Here is a 15,907-nt window from a genome sequence, read left to right on the forward strand (position 1 = left end):
GAGAATAATAAATATATCCCCATCATGTCAAAAAAAAGACTATTTTGTTACAGTTAATGTTGCATTTGCTTCTGCTCTATTATATATTCCACTTGAGAATACAGATGTTAATGTGTATGTTTTTGCACTCATTTTAGCAGGTAGTGTGTATGTTACTTTAGCTACACCATCTGTTACTGTACCATAGAGTACATTTCCATTATCATCTCTGAGTGTTTTACCATTGAGTTTAAATACAACTTTTCCACCAGTTACTGTGATGTTATCAGTTAGTTTAACTGTGAATGTTACAGTTTCACCAGCTTTAGTAGTTACTGAGTCAACAGTTGCTTTTACTTCACGTTTTGTAACAGTAAATGTTGTGTTAATTCTAGAACTTTCAAAGTCACCATATCCACCATATACTGCAGTGATTACTGAACTTGTTTTTGCCCAGCCTGATAGTACAGTTATATTTTCTACAACATATTTACCATCTTTTACTGTTGCATATATAGTGTTACCTTCAGCATCTCTTAGTGTTTTACCATTTACTTTAAATATTACTTTACCATTTGTAATAGCATTGTTTTCACTGTCAGTTATTGTAGCAGTTAGTGTTATTACATCACCAATATATGCTGTTACTGGGTCAACTTTGATAGTTGTTGGTAATCTTTTTATTACAATGTTAGCTGTGGTGTTTTTAGTATCATAAACTCCATTTCCAGTATATGTTACAGTTATTGTTGAATCCATAATGTGACTTGGCACATAATCTATTGTTGCTACACCATTATCTATTGTAGCAGTACCTATAACTTTACCATTTGCATTAGTGAATGTTACTAATCCTTCAACATTATTATTACCAGCCAAATCTGTAACTTTAGCTGTGATTGTATTTTCTTGGTTTACAAATCCTGTAATATCATTCATTGTTACTATAACTTGAACATACTCCGGAGTATTACCACTGATAGTTACACCAGGTATTGCTTCTACAGCAGCATTACCACATACATCATAAGCAGATATGTAATTATCAGTTACACGTGAATTATTTACTACTGAAACTACAGGTGTATTTTTGTTATATGTATTTATAGTAATATTATTCTGAGATACATAATTATTACGTCCATCAAGTGTAATAGCAGTTATTGGATTATTACTAGTTAAATTTATATTATTTCCTTGGAAATAACCAGAACGACTTCCTATTTTATTTGTAGCATAAATTACTGATACATTATCTCCATTTAATGAAACATTATTATAACTGAAACCACTATATTGATAATATAATGCATATTCGTTAGCTAATATTGTTATTACATTTTTACCAGATTGACTTACATTATTATAATCCAAACACATATCAACAGCATTTGCATTAAATACTATTGAATTATCTTCAGCTTGTACAGTTATATTTGATCTAGCTATTCTTAGTTGTCCACTTATAGTATTTCCTGTAACATTTCCAGTATAATAAACCACTGTCGCATTTTTACCTTTAAGTATTATGTTAGTTTGATATAAATAAACTGTATTTAATTGCGTGTCAGATTTACGTTCAGATATTACTGCTGTTACATTATCTCCTGTAACTGTAATTTTACTTCTATATATACAAATATTTGATTGTATGGTGTTATTTAAATCTGTGATTATTGCAGGTTTATTTACATTATTTATATTAGGTCCATCAATTGTGATTCCAGATATGTTTCCTCTAGCGATTATTGTTCCATTATATATTGTATAGTTTCCTGCATTTCTCATTTCAATAGTTTTATTGAATATTAAATCATGATTATATAAATCCCCACCAAGTACTAAGTATGTTACATTAATATTGTCTCTTATTACAGAATTTTCATCAAAGTATGTGTTGTACGTATCCTCTGTTAATAATCCTATAACAGGTGTATTTGCTTCAATTGTTACATCTGTTGAATTAGTACTTGTTACTGCATCATTTCCACAAGTGACATTTCCTATATTTAACTTATTTCCAGTTATATTTATATCACTAGAATTTACTATAACTACACCTTCACCATTATTAGAATACATACTAGTAGCATACATAGTTAAATTACGGGAATCAGTGATTAATGCAAACTGTGGATTTTCACAATGCATATACCTAGTTCCCCAGTAAATATAAGAATTGTTTGTATTAGTTAATGAATATATTATTCCATTATTTCCATAGAAATGTCCTTCATTCCAAGTATTACTAATATTTATATTAGATGCACATTCTATTACTATTCCATATCCATTTTCAGAATTTATATTTTGAACTATGTATTTATTAAATGTTGTGTTTGTTATAGTTCCTGACCATTGTCCTGTTACATATGCACCGTATGCATTTGTTGTTGCTGTTACTGTTGCATATCCACCAAATTCATTATTTTTAGCTGGTCCTGATAATTGTAGTGCGTATGCTGTGTTATTACTAGTTGCTGTGAAACGAGAGTTTGAGTCTGTGATTGTGTTATCTGCTCTTACTATGTTTAATGCATAAGCATACATATCTCCGGTAACTGTTACTCGAGTACTTGTTATTTCATTTCCAGTGACTGTTTTTGTTGCATCTGGTGATTGAATTTCTATACCATATACTGAGCCATAAGTTGTTCCATTTGCTTGTGTTTTAACAGTTATTGTTGAACTAGCTATTAGATTATTTGATGATCTTATTAATAGTCCAATATTTTTTCCAAGTCCAACTGGATATCCTGACCAGTCCACATCAAGAGAAGGACCAACTACATCAATTGTTGTTCCATTAATTGTGTTTTCATCTGCATCAATTACTAGTGCATGGATTGTATTTGTTGTGTTAACAATTATTTTGGATTTTGTTATTTTATTTTTTGTTGAATTTAAGAGTATTGCATAATCAAGTGTTGAATCTGTGTTATTTATTGTAACATCATTTAACATGATTGCTGCATTATTTCTTGTCATTATTGTTGAATTAATGAGTGTTGCATTGGTATTTTCACTAGTTACTAATAATTTAACATCATCAAAGATAAATTTCTTATTAATTATTTTACCTGAGAATATTACTTTATTTCCACTAATAATTGCACCATTTTTTATGGTACCATCATTATTAAAGTAATTTGCATAGTTTTCATTAGTTATTGTAATTATATCTGCTTTTGGTAAATTGTTTTCTACAGTGTTTTTTGTTGTGTTCATATCTACTGATAGGTCACCTTTTAGTACCTCTGTTATTAATGTGTTGTTTGTAACTGTGTTATTTAATCTACTGTTGGATGCTATGATTGTGTATTCTTTGTTTGTGTTTATGGTGTTTCCTGTTATCGTGTTATTGTTTCCTTCTACTGCTATGTAGTTGTTCATTGTGTTGTTTATTACATTTGCGTATCCTGTTAATCTTAGTCCATAACCATATCTTACATTTGGTACGTCGATTGTGTTGTTGATTATTGTTGTATTGTATCCTAGAGCTGTTGAGTAGAATGCGAATGATGGTGTGGTTGTTGTGAGCATTGTTGCAAGTAATGTGGATGGTTGCATGTTTATGAATTGGTTGTTTTCTATGAGGTGTGTTACTGTAAGGTTTACTTTTGCTGATCTTGCTGCACTTACTTCATAAATACCTGTTGATTTGTTAAATACATTTCCACGGATTGTTGCTTGTCCAAACCCTATATGTACATCACATTGTTGGTTGTTTTCAAATGTACAGTTTTCTACAAGTGTTTTTATACCTTCAACATCATATACTACAAAATAGTCAAGAGATCCTGTGTTCATATAGATTCCTGTTCCACTTTTAAATCCACTATTTCCATCATATGCAATACCATTACGGAATGTACAGTTAATTACGCTTAAGTCACGATCATTAGTTACACTTCCCCAACGAGCATAGTTATCAGTGAATAATGAATTATATACATATGCTGTACCATTGTTGTATATGATACCTGCATTTCCTGTACTGTCTGATTTACGGTTTGAATCAAATATACTGTTATTTACTGTTAATGTTGCTCCTGGACGGTTTCTTAATGCTGAACCTACACCACAGAAGTTGGAATAGAAATATACATTATCTACATTTAGTGTTGCATAGTTGTCTATAGGTGCTATTTTATAGAGTGATGTTGCACTTCCACCTTTTACCCATCCTTTCTGGAATGTCATGTTAGTAATTGTGATTTTTCCATTACCTTCTGTAATGTTCATAAACCAGTTACCTGTACCATTATCATAGTATCTCCAGACATCTGATGATCCCCATACGAAGTCTCCATATCTTATTGTATAATTTGCTTCACCGTCAAAGACTGTTTTATTAATGCCTGTTCTTATGAAGTTAATATGGTTATTTCCAGATACTGTTAGGTTAGTATTTCCTATGCCTTTATATACTCCTTCAGCAATGTGTATATTGTATACACCATTACTTGTGGTTGAATTAATTGCTTTTTCAATAGTTTTGAAAGCAGTATCCTCAGATTTACCTGTATTATCATCAGATCCTTTTGAATCAGATACATAGTAATTTACTGTTTCTTCTTCACTTTTAATTGTTTTAGTTGTTACTGTGTTCTTATTATCACTAGCAGAAGTAGCAAGAGTATCTGAAGATAAACTATCAGATACACTACTTACACTAGATGTACTTACATCAGTACTGTTACTTGATGTGTCAGCAGCAGAGAGTGCTGTAAGTCCAACAAGTAAGAATACTAGTGTTACTAATAAGAATACAGATTTAATATTCTTATTTTTCATTATATTCTCCAAAAAATGTTTTTTATAATATGAAAAAAATTAACTATACTATTATCCCTTATAAGTAATAAAAAAAAGAGGATTAAACAATAGGAAAATCCCATAAATACATGAAAACATCCCCATACACCTAAAACCCCCAATTACCACTAAAAAAGGGAAAACCAAAGTTAATCAAATTATATATATATATAGAAATATTTATAATTTGATGAAAAATAAAAGAAAATTGAATAATAACTATAAGTTAATACTTTAAAATAAATTTAAATTAATTAATAACTGTTTAATTTTGTAAGATAAAGTGAATTATTAAATTTAAATATAATCTTATTTAGAATAAAAATCATATATTACATATAGATATAATAAATTTCTTTAAATTTGGTGTTAATTAGATGATAAAAGTAGAAAATTTAACTAAGATTTATAAATTAAATAACAATAATCGAATTAAAGCATTAGATAATGTTTCCTTTGAAATTAATGATGGAGAAATATTTGGAATTATGGGTGTTAGTGGTTCTGGTAAATCAACACTCATGCGTATTTTAAGAGGTGTGGAGGAATTTGATGAGGGTACTATTACTGTAGATGATATTGTAATTACTCCAGAAAATTATTCCGAATATAAAAATGATTTAAAGGATAAAACTGCTATTCATCTTCAAAGATCATTTGGATTATGGTCTGAAACTGCAATAGAAAATGTTATTCATAAACTTGTTGGAATAAAAACAGGTGATGAAACAACAACAGATATTAATGAAGTTAAAGATGATTATTATGATGAAGCATTAGATATTCTGGATACTGTTGGTCTTAAGGAAAAAGCAGATCATTTTGCTCCTGTTCTTAGTGGTGGTGAAAAGCAAAGACTTGTTCTTGCAAGACAACTTGCTAAAAAGCCAGAAATACTTTTACTTGATGAACCTGCTACTATGAGTAGTCCTAAGAAGAGATTGGAAATTCTTAAAACTATTAAAAGAATTAATGAAAAATATAATACAACAGTTATTGTAGTATCACATCAACCTGAAATTCAGAAATTCTTATGTAGTAGAACAATGCTCTTATTTAATGGTAAAGTAGAGGAAGTTAATGATACTGAAACTATTATTGATAAATTTTTATCAAATGAAGAATCAATATATCCAATAGCCGATATGGATAGAAGTGAACCTATTATAAAAGTACGTAATTTAACTAAAGATTTCTACTTATACAAGGGAGGTCATGTTCTTACAATTAATGATATAAATTTTGATGTGAATAAAGGTGAAATATTATCAATAATTGGACCTACAGGGTCTGGAAAAACAGAAATTCTACGTATGATTGCAGGATTTGAACAACCAGATAGTGGTAGTATTGAAATACTAACTAATGATACATGGACTAAAATGGATGAATATGGTGAAAATCGTATGAATATCCGTAAAAATATGGGATTCATGCATCAAGAATTTGCATTAACACCACACACACCAATATTAGAACAAATAGGTTCAAAATTATCACCAAAAATGGATAATGTATATGAAAAAGCATTGAAAAAAGCTGATGAATTAGGATTAAGTAAGGAATCATTAGATATTATATATCAATTAACAGATCTTTCAAGAAATGATGCTATACTTAAATTACAAAAAGTTAATCTAGGACCCGAAGTTTTAGAATTATTATTCCCTACAATAGAACAAGATGAAATAATAAACTACTCTAAACCAGTATTTGAAGCACTTGACTTACCATTACCATTATTATCAAGACAATTTATTGAATTATCTGGTGGTCAAAAAGTAAGAGTAGCTATTGCAACAGTACTTGCATCAAATCCAGATATTTTAATACTTGACGAACCATTTGGAGATTTAGATCCTGTTACTTTACGAATTGTTGCTAATTCTCTTAAAAAAATTAATGAAGAATTAGGCACTACAATAATTCTAGTAAGTCATACTATGGAATTTGTAAAAGAAGTATCTACTAGATGTATACTTATTAATAAAGGAGAACTAGTAGCTGAAGGAGATCCGGAAATAGTAACAAATAAATTTATTGAATCAGAAGATATTGAATAATAGGAGTTAATATTATGTTTAATAAAATATTAGTACCAACAGATGGTTCCGAGTTATCTAAAAAAGCAGCAATTGAAGCTATAGACTTAGCAAAAAATCTTGATTCTACAATTGTTGTTACCCATATTATGGATCAAAAAGTACCTTTAGCTTATGAAGAACAAGAAGCAAGAGCAAATAAGTATATTAATGAAATTATTGATCTTGCAGTTGAAGAAGATGTTAAAGTAGAAAGTATGATTTTATTTGGAAGTCCAGAATTTGATATTGAAAAAGTTGCAAGAAAAAGTGAAGCGGATGTTATTGTAATGGGTTCACGTGGAACAGGACTTAAATCTAAATTATTAGGTAGTTTTACACAAGCTACACTAAAACATGTAGATTTACCAATAATTATTATTAAATAAACACCTACTTTACCCCTTTTTTATTAAATAATCATTTATTGCATTTATCATATAGTCCATAATATCTTTTATTGATTTTATATTAATATCATAAGATATTCCTGTAAATGTAGAAATTATTTCTTTAATTGGTTCTATTATATCCTTAAATTCTAATAGATTTGTCTGATATTCATCTATTAAATTAACAACCATACTTACCCATGCAATGTTTCTTGTTTCATTAATATAAGGATACAATAGACTAACATAATCTGTTTTAGTTATATTTGATGTTTTATTATAAAAGTCATCAAAGTCTATGTTAAATCTAGTTAATCTATTTATTACTGTTTTTTGATATTCTGTATTCATTGCAGTTTGATAGTATAATGCTTTTCTTGTTGCATCTTGAACTGATTTTGCTATCAGTTCACCTAGTTTTGAATGTTTTCCAGCATTTTCTATGTGATTTTTACTTGATTTATTTGAAACAATACATATTCCATCAGTTCCCGTCCCTGTTGCTATATGTGTAGAAAATTGACTTTCTAGTTTTAAATCTTCAAGTACACTTGTTTTTGCTTCTGTTACTGTTATTGATGCTGTTATTAATGCTCCAGGCTCAAGATTTGCATTTATTATTGTTATTACATTAATTGTTCCTATTGATGAATATTTATTATCATATTCATAGAATGATGCTGGATCACCTGCTTTTATACCATTTTTATCTGCTCCAGCAGTTACTATTGAAGTTACAGTTAATTTGTTAAATGTATATGTTGATATAGCATAGTTATCCATACATGCTGATGTAAATAGTCCTGTTGATTTTAATGGATTTAATTCTAATTTTTCCATACATTTTGATTGAAATGTTTTATAATCCATAGAAGCAATTTCATTATAATCACTTCCTTCCAATGTTTGATTAACAACATATTTCATATTTTCCTGATAACCACCATTAAGCCATGAAGATATCACTAAATTATTATTTACTTTAAATTTAATGATTAATGCTGCATCTCTTTTTATTAAATCAAATAAATCATTAGAATAAACTATTTCTGAATAAATATAAGTCATTGTAAATACCACCTGCAAAAGTAGTTAAAAAAAAGAATAATAATATTAATAGTCCTTAGCGGAGTCGAACCGCTGTCACAAGATCCAGAGTCTCGTAGGATTGCCACTACCCTAAAGGACTAACTAACATACAATATATTGTACTATATAAAAATCTAATGTTTATAATATTTAAATTTTTATTTGAATGAATGAAATCTATGCGAAAAATATGGAAAAATAAAGAGATTATAAAGAAAAAAACAAACAAAGATAATCAAATTTTATTAAAAATTGTTAAAAAATTTACCATTTTTACTAGAACTAACAAAAAATAAACACTTACTTAAAAAAAACTATAAATAGTATTGAAAAACATAATTAAATAACAATTAAAAAGAATAATAAAAAATTGTATATGGGAAAGAATATGAAAGAAAAAAGAGGACTATTAATTGGAAGAATGCAACCAGTTCATAAAGGACACATAAGTGTAATTCAAGAAACTCTAAAAGAAGTTGAAGAACTAATTATAGGAATAGGAAGTGCTGAAAAAAGCCATACACAATCAAACCCATTTACTGGTGGAGAAAGAGTACTTATGTTAACTAAGGCATTAAGAGAATATGATGTAGACCCATCACGTTACTACATTATTCCTCTAGAAGATATTTCCTGTAATTCATTATGGGTAGGCCATGTAAAAATGCTAACACCACCATTTTGCAAAGTATACTCTGGAAATAGCCTAGTACAACAACTATTTGAAGAAGGTGAAATACCATGCATACAACCATCATTATTTAATCGTACTGAATACTCCGGAACAGAAGTAAGAAAAAGAATATTAAATGATGATGACTGGCAATCATTAATTCCAGAATCCGTTGTGAAGGTTATTAATGAAATTAAAGGAGTTCAACGTATACAAAAACTAAATAAAAAAGAAATTAGTGAATTAATATAAAAAAAAGATATTATAAAAAAATAGAATGAGATGTTGAAAATGGGATTCATAAGAGATAGTATTCATGGAGATTTACATCTAACAGATTATGAATTAAAATTAATTGATACCGTTGAAATACAACGCCTAAGACGAATAAAACAACTAGGATTTACAAACCTAATATATCCCGGTGCTAATCACACCAGATTCGAACATTCCATAGGTACATTGTATTTAGCAAATAAATTAGGTACAATACTAGGATTAGATAATGAAATCCTTGAATTATTAAGAATTTGCGGATTATTACATGATATAGGTCATGCACCATTTTCACATGTATCAGAAAGAGCACTAAAAAAATCCCATGAAACAATAACCAAAGAAATTATTCTTAACTCACCAGTAACTGACATAATCAATGAAAAATTTGAACCAAAACTAATTACAAGCATTATAGATGGAAAAACAAAGTATGGTAAAATAATATCCGGTGATTTAGATGTAGACCGTATGGATTACCTTGCAAGAGACTCCTATTATACGGGTGTGGCATATGGTGTAATTGACACAGAAAGACTACTGTACTCATTAACATATGATGAAAACAACCTTGTTCTCACACAAAAAGGAGTTCAAGCTGCAGAATCAACACTACTTGCAAGATACTTCATGTATCCAACAGTATACCAACATCACACCACGCGAATTGTAAACAGTATGTTCAGAGTTTCACTAGAACACCTACTCAACAATAAAATAATAGAAGAAAAAGAGCTAAGATACCTTGATGACGGGGATTTAATCAATATAACACGAAATACTCCCGGACTACCACAAAAAACTATGCAAAACCTAGATACAAGACACTTATATAAGAAAGCAGATACAATTGAATTATCACAATTTGAAAATCCTGAAAAAATAGTGGAAATGGATAAAAAATACCTAACAGAAGCCGAAGAAACAATTGCAGCAAAATTAAACATCCCACCCGAAGAAGTTATAGTAGACATACCTGAAGAATTATCATTCAAGAAAATGAGCATACAAGTAAAAACCTATGACGGATTTCAACCATTGACAAAAGTATCTACAATTATAGACACACTAAAAAAAGCACAATATAACTATGCTGATCTAGCATTATTTTTATCCCCCGAAAATAGAGATAAAGCAAAAAATGCCAATATTAAACTAGAAGACCACATTACATTACCAACGTGATAAAAAATGAAAATAAAAAAGAAAATAAAAAAAGAACTTTCTAAAAAAGAATACCAGTCATTTATAAAAGAAGTAATAGACTATAATACTAAAAAAGGCAATATGCCACCACACATCATAGTAGATGATACCAAGATATATAAAAATGAATACATAGAAGCTATAGAAAATGTTAATAAATTTATTTTAGAAAATGGAAGACAACCAGAAACAGTGAGTATTTATGCTAAACGACGGAAGGATTAAATTTTTCTAAAATATACTCTTTTTTTAAAAAAAATATACCAAAAACTAGTTGATAAAAAAAAATAATATTAGAGGGGATTAATTACATATTAATTATATTTAATCTCTTGGATGATAATTTGGACTTTCATTAGTTATTGTAATATCATGAGGATGACTTTCAGACATTCCATTAGATGTAATATGCACTAATTCTGCCTTTTCATGCATTTCTTCAATAGATTTTGCTCCAACATAACCCATAGATGATTTTAAACCACCCATTAATTGATAAACTATTTGACTAGCTTCCCCTTTATATGGAACTACTCCTTCAATACCTTCAGGCACTAATTTTGTAGAATTCATATTACTTCCACCAGTTTGGAAGTATCTATCCTTACCAGCACCAACTCCACCAGTCATTGCACCTAAGGAACCCATTCCACGGTACTGTTTATATTTACGTCCATTTCTAATAGTCATTTCACCAGGAGATTCTGTTGTACCTGCTAGTAAACTACCAACCATAACAGCATTTGCTCCTACCGCTAATGCTTTTGCCACATCACCAGAATATCTAAGTCCACCATCAGCAATTACAGGAACATCATAATCTGCAGCTACATCTGCCACACTAGATACTGCACTAAGTTGAGGTACTCCTACTCCTGCAACAATTCTTGTAGTACATATAGATCCTGGACCAATACCTACTTTTATACCATTAATTTCTGCTTTTAATATGTCTTCAGCTGCTTTAGCTGTTGCAATATTACCTAATAAAATGTCAGATTCAACATTTTTATTCATTTCACGAACAGATTCTATGATATCACTTTTATGTCCATGAGCACTATCTATTGCTATAATATCTGCTCCAGCATCACTTAATGCCATTGCACGTTCCATATCAAAAGGTCCGCATGCTGCTGCTACAATATATCTTCCATTTTTATCTCGTACTGCACTTGGATATTTTTTACGTTCTAAAATATCTTTCATTGTTACAATACCTACAATTTGATCTTCGTCTGAAACAACAGGTAAACGTTCTACTTTATTTTCATATGCTAAATCTAATGCAGTTTCTGTATCAGTATCTTCTGAAATTGTTACTACATTATGAGTCATTGTTTCAGATATTTTACGATTTAGATTTTTACCACGTAATGGTTTTATATCTCTACGACTTATAATACCTACTACAATATTTTCATCATTAACTACAGGTAATCCGCTGATTCCTTCAATATCCATAATTTCTTTTGCATCAGCTACTGTTTCATCAGGAGATATTGTTATAACTTCTTTTACAGTTAATTCATTAGCAAATTTAACTTTTTTAACTTCTTTGACTTCTTGTTCTATTGTTAAATTTCTATGAATTACTCCAAGACCACCTTGTCTTGCTAAAGATATCGCCATTCTTGATTCTGTAACTGTATCCATAGCTGAACTTACTACAGGTATATTTAAATCATAATTAGTTGATACTTTAGTGTTAAGTGTAACATCTTTTGGTTCTATATTTGATAATCCTGGTTTTATAAGGAAATCATCAAATGTATAAGTATCTTCTGCTTTTGTTAATTTATCCATATATTTACTGCTCATATAATGCCCCTCATTTTTAAAACAAATTCTTAATGTTCAATTGACTAAAATAAAAAAAAGATAGGTTAATTTATTTAGTAATTTATTAGTATTATTTTTATTCAAGATAATAATTAAATGTTATCTTTTAATTGTTGTACCAATTCTTGATTTATGGTTCCAGTGTTTCTGTCACCACCACTACAAACACAGCCACGTACACCCATAATATCACAGTTAATTTCTTTAAGTAATGGTATATCTCCAGAATTAACTGACCCTGCTAGTGCTACTTTAAGCTTGTATTCATGTGCCTCATCAACAAAATTTTTTAGTTGTTCTTTGTTCAAGTGGTCAGTTAATCTATGCCCATCTTTTATATAAGTATCTAGCATTGCTAAATCACAACCACTATCATATGCTACTTTTGGTATAAATTCAGATTCTACTGAACCTATTTTATATGCATCAGCATATCCACATGCTACAACTGTTATAGTATCATCATATTCATTTATTGTTTTTACCACTGCATTCATTACTTCTACTGCTTCATCATAATTTTCTGGACCATATAATCCTACTTTAACATAGTTTGAACCTGCAGTAGCACAGCCTAGTGCTGCTAGAGATACTGTTCCTGGTTTGTATGGTACATCACCAATAGTGGTACTTACAATTATTTCATTATTTGCATATTCACTAATTTCTCTTATAACCCATGGAAAATTAGCTCCCAAAGAACCTTCTTTAGGGTTTTTAACATCAAGTATGTCTGCTCCACCCAATCTAGCTTCTTTTGCTTCTTCTAAATTAATTGCACTTACTAATAATTCCATTTAATCACCCATACTATTAACTTTAAATACTGTATGTTAAATAATTAGAAAACTTTTTCTAGAATACTTTTAATTCTTGAAGTAACTTATCTCTTTCTTTTTTAAGTTCTTCTATTTTTTCCTTGTTTTCATCATTATTTTCTTTTTCTAACATTGCAATTGTATTTGTTATTGCTTCAAGATTCAGTTCTAATGAATTATATACCATTATATCACATCTAGAAATCTTTGATGTTTCTTGTTACTGGTAATTCTCTTAACCAGCCAATATCACTTTGATATAGCATTCTAATATCTTCAATACCATATCTCATCATTGCTAGTCTTTCAATTCCAAGACCAAATGCTGCTACTTGTGTTTCAATTCCTAGTGGTTCAAGTACTTCTGGTCTAAACATTCCAGATCCTCCAAGTTCCATCCAACTTTTCTTTTCTGGTACGTATATTTCAGATTCAATTGAAAGATAGGTGTATGGGAAGTATGCTGGTCTAAATCTTACCTTAAATCCTAGTTTTCTATAGAATTCTTTTAAAATTCCAAGTAAGTTCTTAAAACTCATATCTTCACCTGCAACAATTCCTTCTACTTGATGAAATTCAGGTAAGTGTTTGTAATTTATAGTTTCTCGTCTGAATACTCTTCCTACTGAGAACATTTTAAGTGGTGGTTGATTTTCAGATAAATGTCTTACTGATAGCCCAGTTGTATGGGTTCTTAAAACCATTTGTTTTGCAATATCTTCATCCCATTTATAATTCCATCCAGTTGAACCTGTATTTCCACCATGTTCATGTTCTGCACGGGTTTGTTCTACTAATTCTTTATTTGGTAATTTTGCTTGTGATGGATTACTTACATAGAATGTATCTTGCATTTCACGTGCTGCATGATCTTGTGGTTGGAATAACATATCAAAATTCCAGAATGCTGATTCAAGAATTGTTCCTTTTGCTTCATCAAATCCCATGTCAATAAAGATACTTCTTATTTCTTCTATTGTTTGTTGTAATGGGTGTATTTTACCAGGGAAGTTTTTAGGTGCAGATGCATGAATATCATATCCTCTGTAATGTAGGTCTTTCCATGTGCCTTCTTTTAGTTGTTCATGGGTAAGTTGTGTTGCATCATTTTTAATTGTGAATCCTTTTTTGAGAATATCTGTTCCTTTTTGATTTAAATTAAAAGAGAATTCTTGTCTTGTTGTCTTATCAAATAATTCTTTTCGTTTCTTGAATTCTTTTCGTACATTATTAAATTCTTCAGGTATTGCTTCATTAAGAACTTCTTTATGTTCAAGTAAGTATTTTAAGAATTTAACTTGAGGTAGTTCAGATAAATCTGCAGATTTACCTTCATCAGTTATCATTAATTTTCCATTATTCATTTTTGCCCAATGATGACGCATTAATATACCAATAGAAAAATTCATTTGGGGTCTGGATACTTCAGCTTTTTCCATTACTTCATCCATTGTTACTTCAAGTTTACCTTCTTTTGAAAATTCTTGTAATGCTTGAAGTATTTTATGCTCAGGTAATCCATTTATAGCATAATCTATTCCTTCATCAGAAAGACTTATACTTTCTATAGCATTTTTATTTACTGTGATAATATCTTTACTTTCAAGCATCCCTGCAGCACTTGTAACTGCTTTTACAGGCATCTCTTCAACTTCAGCTATTTCTTCAGGTGTTAAATTAACATCCTTAGATAATGCATTTAATAATTTTTTTTCATAAACATGCAATTCATTAATTACTTGTTCTAACATGTACTATTATTCCTCCTTAAATATTTATAAACCACTTTGAGAATATTTATCAACTAACCCTACAAATAATGATGCTGCTGTAAAATCAGCTGTTGTTCCAGGATTATATTTTTTATTTCTTAAAAATATGTCAAAATCTTTTAATTTATCCAGTCTTTCTGTTGTACCAATTTCAGTATCTTTTAGTATTATTTGTGCTTTTTTAGATACTTTTTCTGCTATTTCTTCACCATATTTTCTATCAATTAATGTATCTGGCACATTAGCAAGTATATTTAGATATATTTCAAGTGTTACATCATTTCTTGAATATTCATCCATATACTTACAATATGTTGGATAACCATAATTTAAAATTACAGGTAATCCATTTGTTAGTTCATATGATATTTTATCATATTTTGATGACATGTCAAGCAAGTCATGAAGATTAACTTGATTTCTTCTTATTTCATCAATAGTATTTGTATTATTAACATCATATTCTGATGTTTTATTATCAATACCTCCTGCTTTAGAAAGACTAATTGCTTTTACTAATGCTATTGCATCCTCAGGTTCAGTATTTTTAATAATAATATCTAATGTTCCAGGTAAACTATTTATTGATTTTTCTTCAAGTAATGCTCCGAAAGTTGCAGCTAATGGAACAAGTAACATACTTATTCCAAGATTCGTATTTGTATTTACCAAATTTTGAGTATTTCTAACACAATTCAGTATACATTCCCCAATTGGAATTCTATGAAGCATATTTGGATAATATCTTGATCCATCATAAGCAGCAACATCAAGATTTTCTCGTATTGATGCACTACTTATTAAAAAATCTTCATAGGACATATCTTCAAAATCTTGTGTTCTATGAACATTACCTGGCTTGGGATATCCACTAACTTCTAATAATGTAGCTATTTCACCTAACCGGGCCACATCTTGACTAGTTAACATCATAAAGTCCACATATCTCCTAATGTATTAT

General features: G+C 29.4%; 12 protein-coding genes. 5 read left to right on the top strand and 7 right to left on the bottom strand.

Going from position 1 to position 15,907, the window contains the following annotated elements:
• Positions 1 to 39: 39 nt before the first annotated feature.
• A complete protein-coding gene (locus tag NL43_RS04750; protein WP_069592901.1) occupies positions 40 to 4,776 on the bottom strand; it encodes an Ig-like domain repeat protein in 4,737 nt (1,578 codons plus the stop codon).
• Positions 4,777 to 5,174: 398 nt separating this feature from the next.
• On the opposite strand from NL43_RS04750, the gene NL43_RS04755 reads away from it, so the two are divergent.
• Positions 5,175 to 6,860 (top strand): ATP-binding cassette domain-containing protein, encoded by a 1,686-nt coding sequence (locus NL43_RS04755; protein ID WP_069592902.1) that lies wholly within the window; start codon positions 5,175 to 5,177, stop codon positions 6,858 to 6,860.
• Between the two features lie 14 nt (positions 6,861 to 6,874).
• Positions 6,875 to 7,267, top strand: a complete 393-nt coding sequence (locus NL43_RS04760) for a universal stress protein (protein ID WP_069592903.1) — start codon at positions 6,875 to 6,877, stop codon at positions 7,265 to 7,267.
• A gap of 9 nt (positions 7,268 to 7,276) precedes the next feature.
• On the opposite strand, the gene NL43_RS04765 is transcribed toward NL43_RS04760, so the two are convergent.
• Positions 7,277 to 8,338, bottom strand: coding sequence for an adenosylcobinamide amidohydrolase (locus NL43_RS04765; RefSeq protein ID WP_069592904.1), 1,062 nt, complete (start codon positions 8,336 to 8,338; stop codon positions 7,277 to 7,279).
• Positions 8,339 to 8,747: 409 nt separating this feature from the next.
• On the opposite strand from NL43_RS04765, the gene NL43_RS04770 reads away from it, so the two are divergent.
• From NL43_RS04770 to NL43_RS04780, 3 genes are read left to right on the top strand one after another with little or no spacing between them, the layout of a single operon-like run.
• Positions 8,748 to 9,284, top strand: coding sequence for a nicotinamide-nucleotide adenylyltransferase (locus NL43_RS04770; protein ID WP_069592905.1), 537 nt, complete (start codon positions 8,748 to 8,750; stop codon positions 9,282 to 9,284).
• Positions 9,285 to 9,323: 39 nt separating this feature from the next.
• Complete coding sequence (locus NL43_RS04775; protein ID WP_069592906.1) at positions 9,324 to 10,493, top strand: HD domain-containing protein; 1,170 nt, start codon at positions 9,324 to 9,326, stop codon at positions 10,491 to 10,493.
• A gap of 6 nt (positions 10,494 to 10,499) precedes the next feature.
• Complete coding sequence (locus NL43_RS04780) at positions 10,500 to 10,739, top strand: pseudomurein-binding repeat-containing protein (protein WP_069592907.1); 240 nt, start codon at positions 10,500 to 10,502, stop codon at positions 10,737 to 10,739.
• Between the two features lie 99 nt (positions 10,740 to 10,838).
• Here the strand turns inward: NL43_RS04780 and guaB are convergent, their stop codons facing one another.
• The 5 genes from guaB to NL43_RS04800 all read right to left on the bottom strand — a co-directional run bounded on the left by guaB (position 10,839) and on the right by NL43_RS04800 (position 15,879).
• Complete coding sequence (guaB, locus tag NL43_RS04785; protein ID WP_069592908.1) at positions 10,839 to 12,335, bottom strand: IMP dehydrogenase; 1,497 nt, start codon at positions 12,333 to 12,335, stop codon at positions 10,839 to 10,841.
• 113 nt (positions 12,336 to 12,448) lie between these two features.
• Positions 12,449 to 13,153 carry a (5-formylfuran-3-yl)methyl phosphate synthase gene (locus NL43_RS04790; protein WP_069592909.1) on the bottom strand — a complete coding sequence of 235 codons (705 nt, stop codon included), beginning with the start codon at positions 13,151 to 13,153 and terminating at the stop codon, positions 12,449 to 12,451.
• 58 nt (positions 13,154 to 13,211) lie between these two features.
• Positions 13,212 to 13,361: a hypothetical protein gene (locus tag NL43_RS08355; RefSeq protein WP_198923187.1), complete on the bottom strand. Its 150-nt coding sequence runs from the start codon at positions 13,359 to 13,361 to the stop codon at positions 13,212 to 13,214.
• A 10-nt stretch (positions 13,362 to 13,371) separates the two neighbouring features.
• On the bottom strand, positions 13,372 to 14,925 hold the full coding sequence (locus NL43_RS04795) for a phenylalanine--tRNA ligase subunit alpha (RefSeq protein WP_069592910.1): 1,554 nt from the start codon (positions 14,923 to 14,925) through the stop codon (positions 13,372 to 13,374).
• Between the two features lie 24 nt (positions 14,926 to 14,949).
• A complete protein-coding gene (locus tag NL43_RS04800) occupies positions 14,950 to 15,879 on the bottom strand; it encodes a triphosphoribosyl-dephospho-CoA synthase (RefSeq protein ID WP_084790412.1) in 930 nt (309 codons plus the stop codon).
• Positions 15,880 to 15,907: the final 28 nt, after the last annotated feature.

This window comes from Methanosphaera sp. WGK6, from assembly GCF_001729965.1.
In the GTDB taxonomy this organism is placed as follows: domain Archaea; phylum Methanobacteriota; class Methanobacteria; order Methanobacteriales; family Methanobacteriaceae; genus Methanosphaera.

What these genes read in the sequence shown, in the direction of transcription:
- NL43_RS04750 (WP_069592901.1), bottom strand. Translation starts at nt 4,776, where the DNA reads ATGAAAAATAAGAATATTAAATCTGTATTCTTATTAGTAACACTAGTA.
- NL43_RS04755 (WP_069592902.1), top strand. Translation starts at nt 5,175, where the DNA reads ATGATAAAAGTAGAAAATTTAACTAAGATTTATAAATTAAATAACAAT.
- NL43_RS04760 (WP_069592903.1), top strand. Translation starts at nt 6,875, where the DNA reads ATGTTTAATAAAATATTAGTACCAACAGATGGTTCCGAGTTATCTAAA.
- NL43_RS04765 (WP_069592904.1), bottom strand. Translation starts at nt 8,338, where the DNA reads ATGACTTATATTTATTCAGAAATAGTTTATTCTAATGATTTATTTGAT.
- NL43_RS04770 (WP_069592905.1), top strand. Translation starts at nt 8,748, where the DNA reads ATGAAAGAAAAAAGAGGACTATTAATTGGAAGAATGCAACCAGTTCAT.
- NL43_RS04775 (WP_069592906.1), top strand. Translation starts at nt 9,324, where the DNA reads ATGGGATTCATAAGAGATAGTATTCATGGAGATTTACATCTAACAGAT.
- NL43_RS04780 (WP_069592907.1), top strand. Translation starts at nt 10,500, where the DNA reads ATGAAAATAAAAAAGAAAATAAAAAAAGAACTTTCTAAAAAAGAATAC.
- guaB (WP_069592908.1), bottom strand. Translation starts at nt 12,335, where the DNA reads ATGAGCAGTAAATATATGGATAAATTAACAAAAGCAGAAGATACTTAT.
- NL43_RS04790 (WP_069592909.1), bottom strand. Translation starts at nt 13,153, where the DNA reads ATGGAATTATTAGTAAGTGCAATTAATTTAGAAGAAGCAAAAGAAGCT.
- NL43_RS08355 (WP_198923187.1), bottom strand. Translation starts at nt 13,361, where the DNA reads ATGGTATATAATTCATTAGAACTGAATCTTGAAGCAATAACAAATACA.
- NL43_RS04795 (WP_069592910.1), bottom strand. Translation starts at nt 14,925, where the DNA reads ATGTTAGAACAAGTAATTAATGAATTGCATGTTTATGAAAAAAAATTA.
- NL43_RS04800 (WP_084790412.1), bottom strand. Translation starts at nt 15,879, where the DNA reads ATGATGTTAACTAGTCAAGATGTGGCCCGGTTAGGTGAAATAGCTACA.